19 protein-coding genes are annotated in these 20,171 nt (G+C 39.2%); 17 read left to right on the top strand and 2 right to left on the bottom strand.

Translation table 11 applies throughout. The features are described 5' to 3' along the window. The 13 genes from mraY (at position 1) to RDY04_RS06165 (ending at position 16,282) form a co-directional block, all read left to right on the top strand. Positions 1-1,023, top strand: coding sequence for a phospho-N-acetylmuramoyl-pentapeptide-transferase (gene mraY, locus RDY04_RS06225; protein WP_003096123.1), 1,023 nt, complete (start codon positions 1-3; stop codon positions 1,021-1,023). A gap of 73 nt (positions 1,024-1,096) precedes the next feature. Next, complete coding sequence (locus RDY04_RS06220) at positions 1,097-2,440, top strand: DEAD/DEAH box helicase (protein WP_037602529.1); 1,344 nt, start codon at positions 1,097-1,099, stop codon at positions 2,438-2,440. A 95-nt stretch (positions 2,441-2,535) separates the two neighbouring features. Beyond that, entirely contained in the window at positions 2,536-3,891 is a 1,356-nt protein-coding gene (locus tag RDY04_RS06215; RefSeq protein ID WP_303949957.1) for a bifunctional UDP-sugar hydrolase/5'-nucleotidase, read from the top strand. A gap of 54 nt (positions 3,892-3,945) precedes the next feature. Continuing rightward, positions 3,946-4,668, top strand: coding sequence for a YutD family protein (locus RDY04_RS06210; RefSeq protein WP_303949955.1), 723 nt, complete (start codon positions 3,946-3,948; stop codon positions 4,666-4,668). A 63-nt stretch (positions 4,669-4,731) separates the two neighbouring features. Beyond that, entirely contained in the window at positions 4,732-5,841 is a 1,110-nt protein-coding gene (rlmN, locus tag RDY04_RS06205) for a 23S rRNA (adenine(2503)-C(2))-methyltransferase RlmN (RefSeq protein ID WP_096832658.1), read from the top strand. 1 nt (position 5,842) lies between these two features. Then, on the top strand, positions 5,843-6,370 hold the full coding sequence (locus RDY04_RS06200; RefSeq protein ID WP_003094723.1) for a VanZ family protein: 528 nt from the start codon (positions 5,843-5,845) through the stop codon (positions 6,368-6,370). 97 nt (positions 6,371-6,467) lie between these two features. Next, entirely contained in the window at positions 6,468-8,225 is a 1,758-nt protein-coding gene (locus RDY04_RS06195; RefSeq protein ID WP_303949953.1) for an ABC transporter ATP-binding protein, read from the top strand. Next, positions 8,218-9,963, top strand: a complete 1,746-nt coding sequence (locus RDY04_RS06190) for an ABC transporter ATP-binding protein (protein ID WP_303949950.1) — start codon at positions 8,218-8,220, stop codon at positions 9,961-9,963. Before RDY04_RS06195 ends, RDY04_RS06190 begins: the two co-directional genes overlap by 8 nt. 664 nt (positions 9,964-10,627) lie before the next feature. Next, on the top strand, positions 10,628-11,029 hold the full coding sequence (locus tag RDY04_RS06185) for a hypothetical protein (RefSeq protein ID WP_308000836.1): 402 nt from the start codon (positions 10,628-10,630) through the stop codon (positions 11,027-11,029). 538 nt (positions 11,030-11,567) lie between these two features. Continuing rightward, positions 11,568-11,978: a bacteriocin secretion protein gene (locus RDY04_RS06180; protein WP_303949946.1), complete on the top strand. Its 411-nt coding sequence runs from the start codon at positions 11,568-11,570 to the stop codon at positions 11,976-11,978. 596 nt (positions 11,979-12,574) lie between these two features. Further along, a complete protein-coding gene (locus tag RDY04_RS06175; protein WP_303949944.1) occupies positions 12,575-14,728 on the top strand; it encodes a peptide cleavage/export ABC transporter in 2,154 nt (717 codons plus the stop codon). 15 nt (positions 14,729-14,743) lie between these two features. Beyond that, a complete protein-coding gene (locus RDY04_RS06170; RefSeq protein ID WP_303949942.1) occupies positions 14,744-16,108 on the top strand; it encodes a bacteriocin secretion accessory protein in 1,365 nt (454 codons plus the stop codon). Positions 16,109-16,123: 15 nt separating this feature from the next. Beyond that, positions 16,124-16,282, top strand: coding sequence for a ComC/BlpC family leader-containing pheromone/bacteriocin (locus tag RDY04_RS06165; RefSeq protein WP_303949939.1), 159 nt, complete (start codon positions 16,124-16,126; stop codon positions 16,280-16,282). Positions 16,283-16,307: 25 nt separating this feature from the next. Here RDY04_RS06165 and RDY04_RS06160 read toward each other — a convergent pair whose 3' ends face one another. Continuing rightward, a complete protein-coding gene (locus tag RDY04_RS06160; protein WP_303949936.1) occupies positions 16,308-17,645 on the bottom strand; it encodes a sensor histidine kinase in 1,338 nt (445 codons plus the stop codon). Beyond that, positions 17,642-18,373 (bottom strand): LytTR family DNA-binding domain-containing protein, encoded by a 732-nt coding sequence (locus tag RDY04_RS06155; protein WP_303949934.1) that lies wholly within the window; start codon positions 18,371-18,373, stop codon positions 17,642-17,644. Before RDY04_RS06155 ends, RDY04_RS06160 begins: the two co-directional genes overlap by 4 nt. Positions 18,374-18,628: 255 nt before the next feature. On the opposite strand from RDY04_RS06155, the gene RDY04_RS06150 reads away from it, so the two are divergent. The 4 genes from RDY04_RS06150 (at position 18,629) to RDY04_RS06135 (ending at position 20,024) form a co-directional block, all read left to right on the top strand. Then, a complete protein-coding gene (locus RDY04_RS06150) occupies positions 18,629-18,805 on the top strand; it encodes a Blp family class II bacteriocin (protein WP_011681570.1) in 177 nt (58 codons plus the stop codon). 18 nt (positions 18,806-18,823) lie between these two features. After that, positions 18,824-19,024 (top strand): hypothetical protein, encoded by a 201-nt coding sequence (locus RDY04_RS06145; RefSeq protein WP_011681569.1) that lies wholly within the window; start codon positions 18,824-18,826, stop codon positions 19,022-19,024. Between the two features lie 356 nt (positions 19,025-19,380). Then, positions 19,381-19,620: a Blp family class II bacteriocin gene (locus RDY04_RS06140; protein WP_011681565.1), complete on the top strand. Its 240-nt coding sequence runs from the start codon at positions 19,381-19,383 to the stop codon at positions 19,618-19,620. 11 nt (positions 19,621-19,631) lie between these two features. Continuing rightward, the gene (locus RDY04_RS06135) at positions 19,632-20,024 is read left to right on the top strand and encodes a hypothetical protein (RefSeq protein ID WP_303949924.1); all 393 of its coding nucleotides are present in this window, start codon (positions 19,632-19,634) and stop codon (positions 20,022-20,024) included. Positions 20,025-20,171: the final 147 nt, after the last annotated feature.

Here is a 20,171-nt window from a genome sequence, read left to right as displayed (position 1 = left end):
ATGACTATGAGTCTGATAGCAGGCGTGGCCGCCTTTGTGTTGACGGTGCTCGCCATGCCTCATTTTATTACTTACTACAAAATCAAAAAAATCGGTGGCCAACAGATGCATGAAGATGTGAAGCAGCACTTGGCCAAGGCTGGTACACCAACTATGGGAGGGACAGTATTCCTAGTGGTTGCCATCTTGGTTAGTTTGATTTTCAACTTCCATGTCTTTAGCAAGGGACACCAAGCCTATGGTGCCCCAGTAGGAATTCTCTTTGTACTCTTGATTTATGGTATTATCGGCTTCCTTGATGATTTCCTTAAGATTTTCCATCAAATCAATGAGGGTCTTAAACCTTGGCAAAAGATGGCTTTGCAGATTATTGCAGGTTTGCTTTTCTATTTCATCCATGTACTCCCTAGTGGGACAAATAGCCTATCTATTGGAGGATTGACAATTCACCTTGGTGTCTTCTATGTTCTCTTTGTCCTATTCTGGATTGTTGGTTTCTCAAATGCTGTGAACTTGACAGACGGTATTGATGGTTTAGCTTCTATCTCTGTGGTTATCAGCTTGATTGCTTATGGAATCATCGCTTTTGTCAAGGGTGAGTTCGCTATCTTGACTATCATTATTACTATGATTGGTGCCCTTCTTGGCTTCTTCGTCTTTAACCACAAGCCAGCCAAGGTCTTTATGGGGGATGTTGGGTCTTTGTCACTTGGGGCTATGCTTGCGGTTATCTCTATTGCCCTACGTGTAGAGTGGACGCTACTCTTGATTGGTGTGGTTTATGTCTTTGAGACAGCTTCTGTCATGCTACAGGTCAGCTATTTCAAATACACTAAGCGTAAGTATGGAGAAGGTCGTCGTATTTTCCGTATGACACCATTCCACCACCACCTCGAATTGGGTGGTCTTTCAGGTAAGGGCGACAAATGGTCAGAGTGGAAGGTTGATGCTTTCCTTTGGGCAGTTGGAGCACTTGCAAGTGCCATTACCCTTTGGATGGTTCTTGGAAACGTTATGAAATAAATGAAAAGAGCAGAAATGCTCTTTTTTTGTTATAATGATAAGGATAGACTAGATAGAAAAGAAGTAAGAAAAAATGTCATTTAAAGATTTTAATTTTAAAACATTTATTCAGGAGGCTCTTGACGAGATTAAGTTTAAGGAGCCGACGCCTGTTCAACAGAAATTGATTCCTGTAGTCCGTTCAGGCCGTGATTTAGTTGGTGAATCAAAGACGGGTTCAGGGAAAACACATACCTTTCTCTTGCCAATTTTTGAGAAGCTCAATCCAAAGAGTGGCGATGTTCAAGTTGTTATTACAGCGCCATCACGTGAATTGGCGACACAAATTTACCAAGCGACAAAACAGATTGCTAAACACTCTGAGACTGAAATTCGTGTGGTTAACTATGTGGGTGGTACAGACAAGCAACGTCAGATTGAGAAACTCAAGGTAGCCCAACCTCATATTGTTATCGGGACACCAGGGCGTATCTATGACCTAGTTAAATCTGGTGACTTAGCTATCCACAAGGCCCATACTTTTGTTGTTGACGAGGCTGACATGACCATGGATATGGGATTCTTGGATACTGTGGATAAGATTGCGGCAAGTCTTCCTAAGGAAGTTCAAATTTTGGTCTTCTCAGCAACCATTCCTCAAAAATTGCAACCATTCTTGAAGAAATACTTGACCAATCCTGTCATGGAACAAATCAAGACTTCAACTGTGATTGCAGATACCATTGATAACTGGTTGGTATCTACCAAGGGGCGCAACAAGAATGAACAGATTCTTGAGATGCTTAAGGGAATGCAACCATACTTGGCAATGATTTTCGTCAATACCAAGGAACGTGCGGATGATTTACATAGTTATTTGGTATCAAACGGTCTTAAAGTTGCGAAAATTCATGGCGGTATTCCACCGCGTGAACGTAAACGTATCATGAATCAAGTTAAGAAACTTGAGTTTGAGTATATTGTAGCGACTGACCTTGCAGCGCGTGGAATTGATATTGAAGGGGTTAGCCATGTTATCAATGACGCTATTCCTCAAGATTTGTCATTCTTTGTTCACCGTGTAGGACGTACTGGACGTAACGGCTTGTCAGGGACAGCTATCACCCTTTATCAACCAAGTGACGACTCAGATATTCGTGAGCTGGAAAAAATGGGTATTACCTTTGAACCTAAGGTATTTAAAGATGGTGAGTTTCAAGATACCTATGACCGTGACCGTCGTGCCAACCGAGAAAAAGCCTATCAAAAACTTGATACGGAAATGATTGGTCTGGTTAAGAAGAAAAAGAAAAAAATCAAGCCTGGTTACAAGAAGAAAATTCAGTGGAAGGTTGACGAAAAACGCAAACGTGAGCGTCGTGCAGCTAATCGTGCTAAGGGACGTGCTGAGCGTAAAGCTAAGAAGCAAAGTTTCTAAGCCTTGGCGTTTAGCTGTAAGCAAATTTAGATATGTAAAAACTTGGCAAAATGAATGTCAAGTTTTTTTGTGGTAAAAGTGCTAAAATAGAAGTCATGAAAGACACGATTCGAATTCTTCATATCAATGATTTGCACTCTCATTTTGAACAGTATCCACAACTCAAGCGGGCTGTGGATGATTTGAGTCAGACGTATAGAGAGTTGATTAAGGTAGATCTTGGGGATAATGTGGATAAGTCCCATCCTCTATCTGATGCGACCGCTGGGCGTTTTAATGTAGCCTTGATGAATGAGTTGGGAATAGACTATGCGACTATTGGAAATAATGAGGGAATTGGTCTAGCTAAGAATGAGCTAGACTGTCTTTATGAGCAGGCCAAGTTTCAGCCAATTATAGGAAATCTCAAGGATGAGGGGAGACAGCCTGAATGGACCAAACCCTATCTTATCCATAAAACTAAAGCAGGTACAAACATTGCTTTCTTGGCCTATACCTTCCCATATTACATTACCTATGCTCCTAACGGTTGGCAGGTGTTAGAGCCTATGGCTCGGTTGGAAGAGGATTTGGCTCGCCCTGGGGTAAGGGATGCAGACATAGTCGTCGTTCTTAGCCATCTGGGTGTACGTTATGATGAGCAGATTGCAGAGACTTATCCGCAGGTAAACCTTGTCATCGGGAGCCACACGCATCACCTTTTTGAAGAGGGCAAATTGATTAATGAGACTTATTTGGCAGCTGCTGATAGATATGGCTATTATCTTGGCTGTATTGACCTTACTGTGGAAAATGGGCAATTGATAGAGTGTCAGATCGAGGCTATTCCCACCAAGTCATACATCTTGGATTTGGACAAGGAGGACGAAATCTTTATCAAGGCTATGCGTGAGGAAGGCCATCGTCGTTTGGCTCAGGAAAAAGTGGCTAATCTAGGCCGAGAACTAGATTTTGATGAGACTTGTCAATTGGTTTTACAAGCTGTTTGTCAGGAGACAGATAGCCAGTTAACGCTTTTAAATACAGGTCTTATCATGAAAACGCTAGGTCCTCAAGTGACCATGGCAGACCTTCAAAAAGCCCTTCCCCATCAGATGCGGATGGTGCGTCTAGTCGTGACAGGGAAAGAAATAAAGGAAATCTGTCGTGAAGTTTTTACCAAGGCTGAACTCCTTAAAAACCAGGCTATTAAAGGTATGGGCTTTAGAGGCAAGGTATTTGGTGAGCTAATTACAGGGAATTTTGCTTACAAAAACGGTATTTTATTGTATAATAGTAGGGTTGTAGATTCCAATGAGAAGTTTAGTTTGGTCCTTGTGGATCAATACTACTTTGCTTCTTATTTCCCTACAATCAAAGAAAAGGAAGTCACTCTTCTTTTTCCGGATTTGTTAAGGGGACTTGTGGCTAAGTATTTAAGAAAAAATGGTGCTGATTGGGATAAGAGATAAGAGCATTATAACAGCATCAGGACAGAAAATAAGAGAGAGCAGAAAGGATGGCACATGCGTAAAGAAATCTTGCCAGAAATGTTTAATTATAATAAATATCCAGGGCCAGACTTTGTGTATGTGGCCGACCTTCTGAAATCAGATGCCTATCAGTTTACGGTTCTTGAAAATCACAAGGATGCTTTAGACGCTACCCGCTTTGGGCAACGTTTTTCTGAAATCATGCTTAAGTATGACTATATTGTTGGGGATTGGTCTAATGATCAGCTTCGCCTTAAGGGCTTTTACGAGGACGAGCGTCCTAATACGCGTAAGACAGATCGTATTAGCCGATTGTCAGAGTATTTACGTGAATACTGTGCCTTTGGTTGTGCCTACTTTATTTTAAAAAATGAAGAGCCGCAGTTAATCGTCTTTGAAGAGGAGACAGAGCCTCGTCGCAAGCGTCGTCGTTCTAACAATCGTCGTCATTCTTCTCAGGAATCTAGAGAGAAGGAGCGTAATGCTTCTCAAAAGAATAAGGACCAAAAAGTTTCTGCTAAGCAAAAGCGGGATAAGTCCAAACGAAGAGACAGGGACCAAGAGGGGCCAAGCTTTGAGAAAATCAAGCGTCGACCTAAGTTCAAATCTAGGGCTGAGGATGCTAGTCGTGAGCGAAAGTCTAACTTCAAGAAGAGTCAGAAGAAGGCTTCAAAAAATCAACATACCTCACTGAAAAAGCAAAGTAATGCCAAGTCAGATGGTCAGCATTTTACAATCAGAAAAAAAGGAAATTAAACTATGTCAGAAGTAACAACACAAGCAAAACCAGAACGTCGTAAACGTCAGAAATTGGAGGATATGGAGGGCTACAAGCCTTCTATTTACGGTCTTACTCGTGATGAGTTGATTGACTGGGCTATGGAACACGGGGAAAAGAAATTCCGTGCTACTCAAATTTGGGATTGGCTCTACAAGAAGCGTGTGCAATCTTTCGAAGAAATGACCAACATTTCTAAGGATTTCATTGCTAAATTGAACGAGAATTTCTGCGTAAACCCATTGAAACAGCGTATCGTTCAAGAATCAAAAGATGGTACAGTTAAGTATCTTTTTGAATTGCCAGATGGTATGTTGATTGAGACTGTTTTGATGCGTCAACACTATGGTTTGTCTGTCTGTGTGACAACTCAGGTTGGCTGTAACATTGGTTGTACTTTCTGTGCGAGTGGTTTGATTAAGAAACAACGTGACTTGACTGCTGGTGAGATTGTGGCGCAAATCATGTTGGTACAAAAATACTTTGATGACCGTGGCGACGGTGAACGTGTCAGCCACGTGGTTGTTATGGGTATCGGTGAGCCATTTGATAACTATGACAATGTGCTTCGCTTCTTGCGTACCATTAACAATGACAATGGTCTTGCCATTGGAGCACGTCACATTACTGTGTCAACATCTGGTTTGGCACCAAAAATCAAGGAATTTGCTAACGAAGGTGTTCAAGTTAACCTTGCCGTATCACTTCACGCACCTAACAATGATCTTCGTTCAAGCATCATGCGTATCAATCGCTCGTTCCCACTTGAAAAACTCTTTGAAGCTATCGAGTATTACATCCAGACAACCAATCGTCGTGTCACTTTTGAGTATATCATGCTTAATGAGGTCAATGACCATCCTGAAAATGCTCAAGAGTTGGCTGATTTGACTAAGAAAATCCGTAAGTTGTCATACATCAACTTGATTCCATATAACCCAGTATCAGAGCACGACCAATATAGCCGTTCAACGAAAGAACGTGTGGCGGCCTTCTACGATGTACTCAAGAAAAATGGGGTTAACTGCGTGGTTCGTCAAGAGCACGGTACAGATATCGATGCAGCTTGTGGACAATTGCGTTCAAACACTATGAAACGCGACCGTCAAAAGGCAGTGGCAGAAGCTTCTGGTAAATCAGAAGGTAAGTAAGATGTTTCAGCTTAAGACTTGGGTAGATAAGGATGGAGAACTAACACCAAAAGGAAGAAAGCTAAGCAGAGTTTTGGTCTGTGCTTATCTCCTTTGTTTAGTACTCCTATGCTGGACACCCCAGTACGGGCTAGTTGAAGGTGTTGAAACCCCTGGTATTCAACATTTTGGTCGTGTCGTGGTCCTATTAACCCCATTCAATAGTTTGACCAACTTTTATCAGCTGGATAGTCTTAAAGAGATTGTCTTTGTGCTTGGGCAAAATGTGACCAATATTTTCTTACTGAGTCCGCTGATTTTAGGGCTTTTAGCCTTGTACCCCAGATTCAGGTCTTGGAAAAAGGTTCTTTTAGCGACCTTTGTCATGTCTTTGACGATTGAGGTTGGACAAGTTATCCTAGATCTTCTCATTGATGCTAATCGTGTCTTTGAGTTAGATGATTTATGGACCAATACTTTGGGTGGTTTGGTGGCACTAGGTGTCTACCGCCTTCTTGTAAAACTGATTCAAACGCATTCTAAAGAGTAAAAAACCTGGGAGCTTACGCGTCTCAGGTTTCACTTATTTTCTATCGAGACTTATACGAGGTCTATTATTAACCATTTGTAAGGATAGGAGGAGTAACTTGTCTTTTAAAGAATCAATCATTGCAAAACTTTGGTGGTTTTTCAAGTTGGAAAAACGCCGGTATATTATTGGGATTTTAGCACTGAGTCTGGTTTCGGTTCTCAATCTGATTCCTCCTATGGTTATGGGGAGGGTCATTGATGCTATCACATCGGGAAAATTGACCAATCAGATGATGCTTCTGAATCTCGTATATTTGCTATTGGCAGCTTTGGGAATGTACTATTTGCGTTATGTTTGGCGCATGTATATCTTGGCGACTTCTTATCGCTTAGGCCAGATTATGCGTTCACGCCTATTTGAGCATTTTACCAAGATGTCGCCTTCTTTTTATCAAAAGTACCGAACTGGAGACCTCATGGCCCATGCAACCAATGATATCAACTCTTTAACCCGCTTGGCTGGTGGGGGTGTCATGTCAGCCGTAGATGCCTCTATCACAGCTTTGGTAACCCTAATCACCATGTTTTTCAGCATTTCCTGGCAGATGACACTGGTGGCTGTCTTACCCCTACCCTTCATGGCTTTTGCGACCAGTCGTTTGGGCCGTAAGACCCATAAAGCTTTTGGAGAATCTCAGGCAGCTTTTTCCGAACTTAACAATAAGGTTCAAGAGTCGGTATCAGGAATCAAGGTAACCAAGTCTTTTGGCTATCAGGAGGCTGAGCTTCAGTCCTTCCAAGAGACCAATAAGATGACCTTTAAAAAGAATATGCATACCATGAAGTATGACAGCCTTTTTGATCCTTTGGTCTTACTTTTTGTTGGCTCATCCTATGTTTTGACCCTTCTTGTCGGTGCCTTTATGATTCAGGCTGGTCAGATAACGGTCGGAAATTTGGTAACCTTCATTACCTATTTGGACATGCTGGTTTGGCCTCTGATGGCCATTGGCTTCCTCTTTAATATCACACAGAGGGGAAATGTGTCCTACCAACGTATTGAAAATCTTCTGGAGCAGGAATCAGATGTTCAAGATTCTGTGCACCCTCTCCCAAGTATTGAAAATGGTCGCTTGGAATATGCGATTGACCGCTTTACCTTTGAGGATGAAGATACTTTGAGAGATATTCATTTCACCTTGGACAAGGGGCAAACCCTTGGTTTAGTTGGACAGACTGGTTCAGGAAAGACGGCTCTTGTCAAGTTGCTCTTGCGGGAGCACGATGTAAATCAAGGAGCCATCTATTTGAATGGGCATGACATCCGAGACTATCGCCTATCAGACTTGCGTAGCTTGATGGGCTATGTTCCTCAAGACCAGTTTCTCTTTGCCAGTTCCATTTTAGACAATGTCCGCTTTGGTAATCCTGATCTTGCCTTTGAAAAGGTGGAAAAAGCGACTAAGTTGGCTCAAGTTTATGATGATATCAAGGATATGCCTGAAGGTTTTGAAACGATCATTGGTGAAAAGGGTGTCAGCCTATCAGGTGGTCAAAAACAACGTCTGGCCATGAGTCGGGCCATGATTTTGGATCCAGATATTTTGATTTTGGACGACTCCTTATCTGCGGTTGATGCCAAGACAGAACATGCTATTATTGACAATCTCAAACATACCCGTAAGGACAAGACGACTATCATTACCGCCCATCGTTTGAGTGCGGTGGTGCACGCTGATCTTATCTTAGTCATGCAGGATGGTCGTATCATTGAACGTGGCCGTCATGAGGACTTGTTAGCTCAGGGTGGTTGGTATGCCAAGACCTATGAGTCTCAACAGTTAGAAATGGAAGGAGGAGAAGCCGATGCCTAATCAAAACCAATGGTCTGTGTTTAAGCGTCTTTTAACTTATCTCAAGCCTTACAAATTCTTGACCTTTCTAGCTTTAGCCTTTCTCTTGTCTACAACGGTTATCAAGAGTATCATTCCCCTTGTGGCCTCTTATTTTATCGACCACTATCTCCATGATATGAATCAAGCAGCAAGTATGATTCTGATTGGGTACTATGGTCTTTATCTTTTGCAGACGCTAGTCCAGTATTTTGGAAATCTCTTTTTTGCGCGTGTGTCCTACAGTATTGTCAGGGATATTCGCCGAGATGCCTTTGCTAATATGGAGAAACTGGGTATGTCCTACTTTGACAAAACTCCAGCAGGATCTATCGTTTCTCGCTTAACCAATGATACAGAGACTATTAGTGAGATGTTCTCAGGGATTCTGTCTAGCTTTATTTCGGCTATCTTTATCTTTGTCACCACCCTTTACACCATGATGATGTTGGACATTCGTCTGACGGGGCTTATTGTCCTCTTTCTTCCTTTGATTGTCCTTTTGGTTAACCTTTACCGCAAAAAATCAGTGGTCATCATTGAAAAGACCAGAGCCTTACTTTCAGATATAAATGCTAAATTGTCAGAGAGTATCGAAGGGATTCGCATTATTCAGGCTTTTAACCAAGAGAAACGCCTCAAAAAAGAGTTTGATGCTATTAATGAGGAACACCTAGTTTACGCTAGCCGTTCCATGTCACTGGATTCTCTCTTTCTACGCCCAGCCATGAGTTTACTTAAGCTCCTGGGCTATGCTGTTCTCATGGCCTATTTTGGCTATCGTGGCATCTATCTGGGTATCACAGCGGGGACCATGTATGCCTTTATCCAGTACATTAACCGTCTCTTTGATCCCTTGATTGAAGTGACACAAAACTTCTCAACCTTGCAAACTTCTATGGTCTCAGCCGGTCGGGTCTTCGCCTTGATTGACGAGCGTACCTATGAACCTGAGCAGCGAGACACAGATGCCAAGGTTACTGAGGGGAATATTCGCTTTGAAAATGTCTCCTTCTCCTATGATGGCAAGCACCAGATTTTGGATAATATATCTTTCTCTGTCAATAAAGGAGAAACCATCGCCTTTGTCGGTTCTACAGGTTCCGGAAAATCCTCTATTATCAACGTGTTTATGCGTTTCTATGAGTTCCAATCAGGCCGAGTTCTTCTTGACGGTGTGGATATTCGCGATTATAGTCAGGCAGAGCTGCGTAATAACATTGGTCTTGTCCTTCAGGAACCCTTTCTCTATCATGGTACAGTCAAATCCAATATTGCCATGTATCAGGATTTAACTGATGAAGAGATTAAAGCCGCCGCTGAGTTTGTGGATGCCAATCACTTTATCGACAAACTTCCAGAAGGCTATGATGCTCCAGTTTCTGAAAGAGGTTCAAGTTTTTCAACCGGTCAACGCCAACTTCTAGCCTTTGCTAGGACCGTTGCTAGCCAACCTAAGATTTTGATTCTGGATGAAGCGACAGCCAATATTGATTCAGAGACAGAGGCTATTGTCCAAAATTCTTTAGCAAAAATGCGTCAAGGACGCACAACCATTGCTATTGCCCACCGCCTATCAACAATCCAAGATGCCAACTGCATCTATGTCTTAGACAAGGGCCGCATCATCGAACACGGTAGCCATGAGGAGCTCTTAGCCCTCGGCGGTACCTACCACAAGATGTACAGCCTACAAGCAGGTGCAATGCAAGGAGAGTAAGCTAGTTTAGAGCATTGATTCTATATTCGAAAAGATTTCTTAAAAATCAAAATCGAGTAGTGACATCCATGTCACTACTTTTTTATCGGCTTCCAATCTATAATAAAACTCATAGCTTATGCACAGATAGCTAAAAACACTTTAAGGAGAAAAGTATGTTCAAAGACTCAAAACCGTATTTACTGGCTACCATTCTCATCGGAATGAGCCTCGCTAATCTATTTAGAAGTTTGGATGCAGTCCACCATACCATTAACTTGCTAGGGCTAACGGTGCTTCTTTATAGCTTACTTTTTAAAAAATGGGTACAGTTTCAAAAGTAACCTTTGGTCACTTTGAACGTAAGATGCTTGCAAATGATTATACTTGATGTTCCCGAAATAAAATTATTCTTGCTAATGATAGCGGAGATTATATTTGATTGCATATCTTTGTAATAGAAAAAACAAAGATATGTATATTCGTTTATTTAAAGTATCAGTTCTAATGACGCTATTATATTACATCTCCAGTAGAATTTAATCGTTAAGGACTTATTATCAAGTCTACTAAAGATAGCAAAGGATAAACGAAATATGAAATACAGAAAGGAATAGAGTTTAATGTAATAGCTTATTAGGTTTTCAAGACTGACTGAGGTTATTCATAGCTTAAGTGTTTTATCATGAAGTTAAAGAATATTAGTTCGAGAGTACTGCGATTTTCTAGGGTCGTCACTGCTGTATTGGCAGTTTTCCTTATAAGTATCAGCCTTTCTCTCTACAAAAGCAAGACCTCGACAGAGATTTTGCTAGCAGTTGGAGTGCTAGCTTTAGTAGTTATTTTGGTAAATGGGCTGCTCTACCATATTCTTAAGGAGCGTCCAGATTCAGTGAATCCGTTAACAATACGGCAGTTCTTCATTGTCTTTCTGGTCATCTCATTTCTAGTGCTTTGTGTAGAGTTTTACACATTACTAACATTCAGTGATATGATAGACCGTATAGTACTAGCTGTATTAATGCTTTTATTAATACTCTGTGATTTTCTAGCTTACCTTCAAGTGAAAAAATATTTTAAAAAATAGAAAATATAGTAACCATTTGTGACATTATTCAATTTACGTTGCATAAAGCGCTATAATAAGAAAGTGATTAATGAAAAATGTGAAAATTAGAGTAGGGTTTCTATGGCCTGAAAGAAGTTCTTCTATCGTATAGACAAAACTTACAGTGTCTGGGTTTTCAAAAATGTCATGAAAGGAGGATTACTATTGGAACAATCTGTTTTTTCTAGAAAATACATAATATTTATCCTACAAGTTATCTTGGCTGTCTGTATTCAATGTGTGATAACATTCTTCTGGCATCAAGAAAGAACATTTTTATTTTATACCTTGTCACTTTATGTTTCTTTATCGCTCTCTGATGATCTTAGTCAGCTCATTTTTAGAAATGATAAGTGATGTGGTTACTCTAATCTGGTACGAGTAATGCGACAGATACGAGGCTAGAATGCTATTTATGATAGATATGCTTATAAAAATAGTGTTTATCTATGCTTTGTAGGTGTAATTCAATATATTGAAAACTTTCTGTTTAAGAGAAGTGTGAGGTTTATATTTTATGTCAAAAAATCTACGTGCCCTTACGGCTATTGTTTTATCTCAATTGCTTATTGAGTGGGTAGGATTCTTTTTAGGAATTCCTCTTAGTAAGATTCTGGTTTTAACAGTACTTAGCAGTATAGCAGAGGTTCTGATGCATCTTGTCCTAGGCAAAAAATCTAAAGTCACTTTGGGGGATAAAGAGATATGGTATCAATATTTGTTATTCTTTAAGAAGACGCTGTGGCTCTCCATTCTGTTAGTTGCCATTTTACTTTTTTATACGTTTACTAAATCTGATAGCTTTATGCTTTATTTTTACTGGCATATCTTTGTGTTATTCCACCGTCTTGGCTCTATAATTTCTGTAGTGGGAAAAACCACTGTAGAGATTATAGAGCTTTTTGAGATGGTGCCACCTCAAGGTTGAGTAAATCAAAAGATAGAAGGCACAATTACTCAAGGTGGAAATAAGGTGGGCATTAAGGAAGGGAACCCCTCTAGTGACGCTAAAAATAGCATTGACAGTGATAACAAATACACTTACAAAGCTAAGGAAAATTAAACCGATAATTGAGTAATCGAATCTCAAGAGGCTGATTTAGCCTTTTTTGATAGGATTTTTTGAGATATGGATTGACGTTTTTCATAATGTTATCCCCTTTCGGAATAAAAATAATCAAATTATGACATCATACGATAGAGATAGGCTCCGAGGCTATCAGCAGTCATGGTTTCTTTTGGAAATACCAGGGCTGGCACAGTAATAATGGTTAGATCAAATACGTATGCTTGTAGGACTATTTTAGAATGTTTCCTTCTAATAACTATTGTATAACTTTGAAATCGATTTCAATGAACTTGTCCTAAATGACCCCAAATACGGCTTAAATGGTAATAGTGGAGATGACTTTAAGATTTTTCTTACCGTTTGGGACGTATAGCAACTTTTTGGGACGCTGGCTCTTTTTATCCTGAAAATATGACATACTAATCATATGATAATTTGTGATGAAAGGGTTTGGTATGTTTCGTTTTCGTAGGACTTTTGTCCCTCAAATAGACATGAGGGATTGTGGAGTTGCTGCCTTGGCATCAGTGGCCAAGTACTATGGTTCAGATTATTCATTAGCACATCTGCGTGAGTTGGCGAAGACCAATAAAGAAGGGACAACTGCCTTAGGTCTTGTAGAGGCTGCTAAAAAAATTGGCTTTGAAACGAGAGCTATAAAGGCTGAAATGTCGCTCTTTGAGATGGAAGATGTTCCTTATCCTTTTATTGCTCATGTTAATAAAGATGGGAAGCTTCAACATTATTATGTTATTTATAAAAGCACCAAGGATTATCTGATAATTGGAGACCCTGATCCAAGTGTAAAAGTAACTAAAATGACTAAAGAGCGTTTTGAGAAAGAGTGGACAGGTGTTACTCTTTTTATGGGACCGGAACCCAGTTATAAACCACATAAGGATAAGAAAAATGGACTCTGGGACTTTCTCCCTTTGATCTTTAAACAAAGGTCCTTGATAGCTAATATTGTCTTTGCCAGTCTCTTGGTTACCTTAATAAATATTTTAGGTTCCTATTATTTACAAGGTATTCTAGACGAATATGTCCCTAATCAAATGAAGTCTACCTTAGGAATTATCTCAATTGGATTAGTTGTGACCTATGTTTTACAACAAATGATGACTTTTGCAAGAGATTATCTCTTAACCATACTGAGTCAGCGATTGACCATTGACGTTATCTTGTCTTACATACGACATATCTTTGAACTCCCAATGTCTTTTTTTGCCACAAGACGTACAGGGGAGGTTACCTCACGTTTTAGTGATGCTAACTCTATTATCGATGCTCTGGCTTCGACGATATTATCACTTTTCCTTGATTTCTCTATTGTGATTATCGTAGGAGGCGTGTTATTGATACAAAATAGCAATCTCTTCAAGCTAGTTCTTTGTTCGGTTCCAATTTATACCCTTATCGTCTTTGCCTTTATGAAACCTTTTGAGCGAATGAATCATGACGTCATGCAGAGTAATGCTATGGTTAGTTCAGCCATCATTGAGGACATTAATGGGATTGAAACCATAAAATCACTAACCAGCGAAGAAGTACGCTATCAAAAGATTGATGGTGAGTTTGTTGACTATCTAGACAATTCTTTTCGCCTTTCTAAGTTATCTATACTACAAACATCATTGAAACAAGGTGCTCAACTTATTTTAAATGTACTTATCCTCTGGACAGGTGCTCAGTTGGTGATGGGAAATACCATTTCTATAGGACAATTGATTACTTTTAATATGTTGCTTTCCTACTTCACGAATCCTTTGGAAAATATCATTAACCTGCAAACCAAGTTACAGTCTGCTAAGGTAGCTAATACTAGGCTAAATGAGGTCTATCTGATTGAATCAGAGTTTGGACAAAGTGATGATACCTATCAAGAAGGCATTGCGGATGGAGATATCACTGTTACGGATTTATCTTATAAATATGGTTTTGGTCGTGATACTTTGACTGATGTCAGTTTGACGATTAGACAAGGAGAAAAAATCAGTTTTGTTGGTGTCAGTGGATCTGGTAAGACTACTCTAGCTAAAATGTTGGTCAATTTTTATCAACCATATAAGGGGCACATAGATTTTAATGGTCAAAATATTAGTCGCATAGACAAGAAAACTCTTCGTCAACATATTAACTATCTCCCTCAGCAATCCTATATATTTAGTGGTAGTGTTTTAGAAAATCTTACTTTAGGTGCAGCACGGGGTATTACGCAAGCTGATATTTTGAAAGCTTGTGAAATAGCAGAAATTCGTCAAGATATTGAAAACATGCCTATGGGGTTTCAGACAGAGCTGTCTGATGGAGCAGGTCTGTCTGGAGGGCAAAAGCAACGTATCGCTTTGGCGCGTGCACTACTAACGAAATCTCCTGTACTAATCTTAGATGAAGCAACTAGCGGATTGGATGTTTTGACAGAAAAGCAGGTTATTGATAACCTCCTAGCATTAAAAGATAAAACGATCATCTTTGTAGCACACAGGCTTAGTATCGCTGAGCGGACCGACCGTATCGTAGTCATTGATCAGGGACGCGTAGTGGAGACAGGTTCTCATCAAGACCTGATGTCTTATCCAGGTTTCTATTATCAATTATTTAGAAAGTGAGGAAAAGGAAACACGATGAATCCACAGTTGTTTAAAAGCACAGAGTTTTACCATCGTCGCTACCACAATATGTCTACTGTTTTGATTACTCCCTTGATTTTGTTAGTTATTTTCCTTTTTCTTTTCGCTTTTTTTGCTAAGAAGGAAGTTACAGTCACGTCTAGAGGAAGTATAGAGCCAACCAAGGTTATCGCAGTAATCCAATCAACCAGTGACAATACCATCATAGATAATCAACTGGTTGCTAATAAGGTTGTTAAAAAAGGGGACACCTTAGTTCAGTATTCAGAGACCATGGAGGCATCGCAAAAAGAGGGGCTTCAAAAGCAACTAGAACTTTTAAAAAGACAGGAATCAGGTTTGAAGACCTTGCAATCTAGCCTAACTCAGGGAACCAATCTTTTCCAAGAACAGGAAGACGAGTTTGGTTATCAGAGTACTTTTAACACCTACCTAAGTCAGGCACAGGATATTGACTTGGGTGTGGCTAAAACAAATACAGAGGTTAATAACCAAGCAGCAATTGCGAGTAATACCGGTTCTGCTATTGATAACCAGATTAGTCAATTGCAGACTCAGGTCTCAGAGTATGAGGCGCTCTCTCAAGCTATTACCAATCATGAAACGACTTTACCTGAAGGCAATCCTCATCAGGCAACCTTAAATGCCTATAACAGTCAGTATGCTACGACACCGGATGCTAGTGTAACAGACCAATACCTATCTCAAGTTAATACCAATATTTCGAGCTTGAATGCTTCCATAGGTAATCTAGAAATCCAAAAGGCTGGGACAGGTACAGTAGCAACTTATGACAATAGTGCTAGCACTAAAAAAGAAGCTCTAAAAAATCAATTCTTGCAAAATGCAGGACAGCAATTGAGCTCAGTGGAAACACAAATTACCGATACCGAGAGTAAAATCAATCAGGCAGATGTCCTTCTGACTAATACCCTCATCCAGTCACCAGAAGATGGAATCTTACACTTGAGTCAAGCTGATAAAAAAGCAACCATGGCTGCGACAGGAACTGAGTTGGCCCAGCTTTATCCCGATATGACTCAAACCCAGGAAGTTGCCATTACTTATTATGTGAATTCGGATTATGTGCCAAAACTGCAAAAAGGCCAGTCAGTTCGACTGACCTTGGATAAGGTTGGTAATCACGGTACCACAATTATTGGAAAACTTGAGAGTATTGATAATTCTGCCACGGAAACAGAAAGGGGGAATGTGTTTAGAGTAACTGCTAGGGCAAGCATTTCAGAAAAAGAAGCCCAAAATCTACGTTACGGTCTAGAAGGTCGTGTGACAAGCGTTATTGACCAAAAGACCTACTTCAATTACTTTAAAGACAAGTTACTAAACTTGCAGGACTAATAAGGAGAGTTACTGATGACTAAAAATACTATTAACAACTTTGAATCACTTGATAACCAAGACCTGGCACAAGTCGTAGGTGGAGGCGGATGGATGGATTATTTGAAAATTTTCTTTGGTCAGAATAGTAGAGAGCAAAGATCATTTGTTGACAAAGGTTATAAGAATTTTTAAATCTAAATCGACTAAAAAAGGCTGACTAGGCCTTTTTAGTTATTGTTAATTGTTGTGTGAATGAGAAATTGTTACTCTGTGTCTCTAAGTGCACGTTGCTATAGGTACTTAAGATTTCAGTGACATTAGCAAGGCCAATTCCTCGCTCATGTCCCTTGTTGGAGACACCTTTTTTGAATATGGTTTGAGTTTCTGTTTTTTCTTCACTTATGGTATTGCTAATAGATAATAGCTGGGAATGATTATCTTCCATAAAACTGATAGTAATCTTAGGGTTTAATGTTTGATTAGCACTTTCTATAGCGTTATCTAAAAAAATAGAAGTGATGATAATAAAGTCTAGGATTTCCATTCCTACCAAACTAATCGGTTCAGGTACGCTAAGATGCGTTTCGATATTCTCTTCCTCTGCTTGTAATACTTTAGCTGACAAGAGACTTTTTAAGGTGTTATCTTTGATATTAGTCAATCGGGCTAGATCAAAGTTACCTGCATTTAGTCGCTTATTGGATTCCTGAAGCACACTATCATAGACCTCTTTAACAATAGTCATGTCGTTTTTGTCAATTCCTAGCCTTAGGGTGACCAAGAGATTACTATAGTCATGTCTAAAACTACGAACAGAATTGTATAGACCCTCAATATGTTTGTTGTAGGTGCTGAGGTTTTTTAGTTGTAGGTTTTTCTGGAAGTCCAATTGCTCTTGAATTATTTTTCGGATTTCTCTATCTAGAAAGATAATCATAATAAAGAAAAGGATAAGAGAAACAACGACGAGGAGCTTTCTAATCTCTAAAGTTGAGTAGTGAGTAGTATTTTCAAGATACATGAGGGTTTGTAAAAGTAAAGTATATCCAAGCATGAAAAAGTTGGCAACTTTAATAATATGTTGGATTGGTGAATTTGATTTCTGCTTTTGAAGTATGGTAAAGCTCCCCTTGAATAATTTAATAAATAGGAATGATAGGAAAAGAGAAACAGCAGACGTGAAAATGGAGACAACTAAAGAATGCTGATAATTAGTAATGCTTAAGTGAAGGAATGGGAAAAGGAAAAAAGTAACTAATCTTAACACAAGATTAGTTAGTGTATTAGAGAATAACCCATTGAAAGCTTTTAAACTAAATGATTTTTCAGTCCTATAGGATAAAATAAATGAAAGGAGAAGGTAGTAAATATCTTCTCCCCAGAATTTAAATATCATCCAGTGAGAGTAATAAGAAGTAAAATTAAAAGCACACCTGCACACTAGTAAAAGTAAAAAATATTTAACTGAAATTCTTTTGTTTAAGAGATAAAGAAATAAGAGAATCTCTAAGCTGAGACAAAAAACAGTTAACAGTAACAGAACTAAATTGATCATCTTCCTCTCTCCTCAACAATCTGTGCAATTTTTCCTATTTTCAGACGTGATACTGGCAGGATTTGACCATTAATCAAGGTAACTTCATAATTGGTCTTATTTACAGAGATGATCATATCTGTATTGACGATGTAAGAGCGATGGCATGGCTGGAGTTTATGGTGTATCTTTTTAAAGTCCATCAGATTTGCTCGGATATCCATGAGGGTATGGATAGTCTGGAGGTGAACATGGTGTTTGATATCTGATGTGGATAGGTAGAGAATTTGATCCATAGGAAGGTTTATTAATTGAGACTCTGTTTTGTAGAGAAAAAACTCATCCGTGGTAGTTGCGTTAATAGGGAAGACTTGAGCAATGGTTTCCCCTATTTCTTTTCTAAAGCTAGCTTCATCTAAGGTTTTATCGATGTATTTATAGGCTGTAACGCCAAAAGCTTGAGGCATGAACTCTATATGTGTAGTGACAAAGGCAATGATAGCATAAGGGTTATTTTGACGTATGATTTTAGCGATATCAAGTCCCTTCTTATCTTCACCTTTAATTTCAATATCAAGAAAGAAAATCTGATCGCTTGTATTAGAAGTGATAGCTGATAACAACTGGTCAGGTTTGTCAAAAGACTGGACACAGGATAGATCTTTTCCGAAGGATTTAAGTTCATGTGCCACAGCCTCTTCCAAGCGACCCATCTGAATAGAATTATCTTCTAATAGGTAAATTCTCAAGGTTGAGTCCTCCCTTTCATGACGAATACTGTTTATTGAAAAATTGTAACATAAAGAAAACGGTTTTTCAATTTTTTATGAGTGTAAAATGAGATTTTTTTTTTTTTCTGAATTTTATAAACAATATATATTAGGAATTACCATTCGGGACATATGGCCACTTTTTGGGACGCTAGCTCTGATAGAGACACTTGAATGCTATACTAAAGATGTGATTGAGAGATCACACGATAAAAATTTTAGGAGGTAGTTGCCATGGCAACTCAAACAATTGAAAACTTTAACACCCTCGACCTCGAAACACTTGCTAGTGTTGAGGGTGGGTTGTCCTGTGATGAGGGGATGCTGGCAGTAGGAGGACTTGGTGCAGTAGGTGGCCCGTGGGGAGCTGTCGGTGGGGTGTTAGTAGGTGCAGCCTTATACTGTTTCTAATTTGTATGGGAGGAATTTATGAATAATAAACAACTTGAAAGATTTAAAAAACTGGATACAAATGCATTGTCTAATGTAAGTGGTCAAGGCTATGGTGCTCAATGTGTTATTGGTACTACCGGAATGACGATTGTCGGTGCAGCTTTCTTTGGCATCGCAGGTGCAGGAGCTGGATTTGCAGGCGGTAGCACAGCATTTTGTTATGATACAGCTAAATAATCTTCATTTGAGGTAGGTGATACAAATGAAGAAATACCTAATCATTTTTTCGACTATTGCGATGATATATTTATATAGCAAAGTACTATTGTCATCAGGAAATATCTATCAACTTTTGTTAGCATCAATAGGATTCTTTTTCTTTTTATTTGGAGTCTATAGGCAGTATAGAAAGAATTAGTTAAAGCTTTTTCAATAAGATATGGACTGAATCAAAAATGATATTCAGTCTTTTTTTTTACTATTCGGGACATATAGCCACTTTTTGGGACGCTGGCTTTTAAATGACTATCAGAGTGCTATACTAAAGATGTGATTGAAAGAACACACGATAAAAATTTTAGGAGGTAGTTGCCATGGCAACTCAAACAATTGAAAACTTTAACACCCTTGACCTCGAAACACTTGCTAGTGTTGAAGGAGGACGAGTCAATTGGGAACGATGGGGAATGTGTGGGGCCTCTGTCGCCGTAGGTGCTTCAGAAGGATTCTCTGCAGCTGCAGGTGGAACGGCTTTCTTCATTGGACCGTATGCAATTGGAACTGGTGCAGTAGGTGCAGCTATTGGAGGTGGAGTAGCCTTACTTGGCTGTTAAGGAGAACAACAATGACACATAGAGTTTCAAAAAGGGATATAGTGCTATTTATCATTGCCCAAGTAGTTAGCATATCCTTACTGGTACTTTTTTTTAGTCAATTACTTCATAACTTATCATCCGTATTCCAATTGATCTACATCGTAACAGCCCTCTTAGTGGTTGTGGTTGATATATTGCTCATTCGAAAAATAATGACAATAAGAGAAGAACCAACTGTGTTAAATCAATTAAAAGCTTCCCTAGCTTGTTTCTTGTTACTGACACTTAGTTGCCTTCGTTTTTTGACAACAGATTTCTATTATCAAAAAGTTATCGCTATATTTGTAGGTTTTTTTTCATTATTGGGTTTCGTACTATTTTTATGGGGCATCAAGTATATCAACCATAATATAGAGAAGTAAGTAATTGACAAAATAAGGAGTATAAGCAATGTTTATAAAATTAACTCATAACGACCTTGAAGTAATTCAAGGTGGTGCTGTTTGTCTTATGCCAAATGTGAATAACAAGGAGGGTGACCCTTTTAAAGGAACCCTAGTGCCACTGCC

This window comes from uncultured Streptococcus sp. (assembly GCF_902463925.1).
Classification (GTDB): domain Bacteria; phylum Bacillota; class Bacilli; order Lactobacillales; family Streptococcaceae; genus Streptococcus.
The sequence above is the reverse complement of the archived record's forward strand: the minus strand, read 5'-3'. Positions and strand labels throughout refer to the sequence as shown.

Bases quoted from the DNA above. Each gene is read 5' to 3' on its own strand.
- mraY (WP_003096123.1), top strand. From the start codon at position 1: ATGACTATGAGTCTGATAGCAGGCGTGGCCGCCTTTGTGTTGACGGTG.
- RDY04_RS06220 (WP_037602529.1), top strand. From the start codon at position 1,097: ATGTCATTTAAAGATTTTAATTTTAAAACATTTATTCAGGAGGCTCTT.
- RDY04_RS06215 (WP_303949957.1), top strand. From the start codon at position 2,536: ATGAAAGACACGATTCGAATTCTTCATATCAATGATTTGCACTCTCAT.
- RDY04_RS06210 (WP_303949955.1), top strand. From the start codon at position 3,946: ATGCGTAAAGAAATCTTGCCAGAAATGTTTAATTATAATAAATATCCA.
- rlmN (WP_096832658.1), top strand. From the start codon at position 4,732: ATGGAGGGCTACAAGCCTTCTATTTACGGTCTTACTCGTGATGAGTTG.
- RDY04_RS06200 (WP_003094723.1), top strand. From the start codon at position 5,843: ATGTTTCAGCTTAAGACTTGGGTAGATAAGGATGGAGAACTAACACCA.
- RDY04_RS06190 (WP_303949950.1), top strand. From the start codon at position 8,218: ATGCCTAATCAAAACCAATGGTCTGTGTTTAAGCGTCTTTTAACTTAT.
- RDY04_RS06185 (WP_308000836.1), top strand. From the start codon at position 10,628: ATGAAGTTAAAGAATATTAGTTCGAGAGTACTGCGATTTTCTAGGGTC.
- RDY04_RS06180 (WP_303949946.1), top strand. From the start codon at position 11,568: ATGTCAAAAAATCTACGTGCCCTTACGGCTATTGTTTTATCTCAATTG.
- RDY04_RS06175 (WP_303949944.1), top strand. From the start codon at position 12,575: ATGTTTCGTTTTCGTAGGACTTTTGTCCCTCAAATAGACATGAGGGAT.
- RDY04_RS06170 (WP_303949942.1), top strand. From the start codon at position 14,744: ATGAATCCACAGTTGTTTAAAAGCACAGAGTTTTACCATCGTCGCTAC.
- RDY04_RS06165 (WP_303949939.1), top strand. From the start codon at position 16,124: ATGACTAAAAATACTATTAACAACTTTGAATCACTTGATAACCAAGAC.
- RDY04_RS06160 (WP_303949936.1), bottom strand. From the start codon at position 17,645: ATGATCAATTTAGTTCTGTTACTGTTAACTGTTTTTTGTCTCAGCTTA.
- RDY04_RS06150 (WP_011681570.1), top strand. From the start codon at position 18,629: ATGGCAACTCAAACAATTGAAAACTTTAACACCCTCGACCTCGAAACA.
- RDY04_RS06145 (WP_011681569.1), top strand. From the start codon at position 18,824: ATGAATAATAAACAACTTGAAAGATTTAAAAAACTGGATACAAATGCA.
- RDY04_RS06140 (WP_011681565.1), top strand. From the start codon at position 19,381: ATGGCAACTCAAACAATTGAAAACTTTAACACCCTTGACCTCGAAACA.
- RDY04_RS06135 (WP_303949924.1), top strand. From the start codon at position 19,632: ATGACACATAGAGTTTCAAAAAGGGATATAGTGCTATTTATCATTGCC.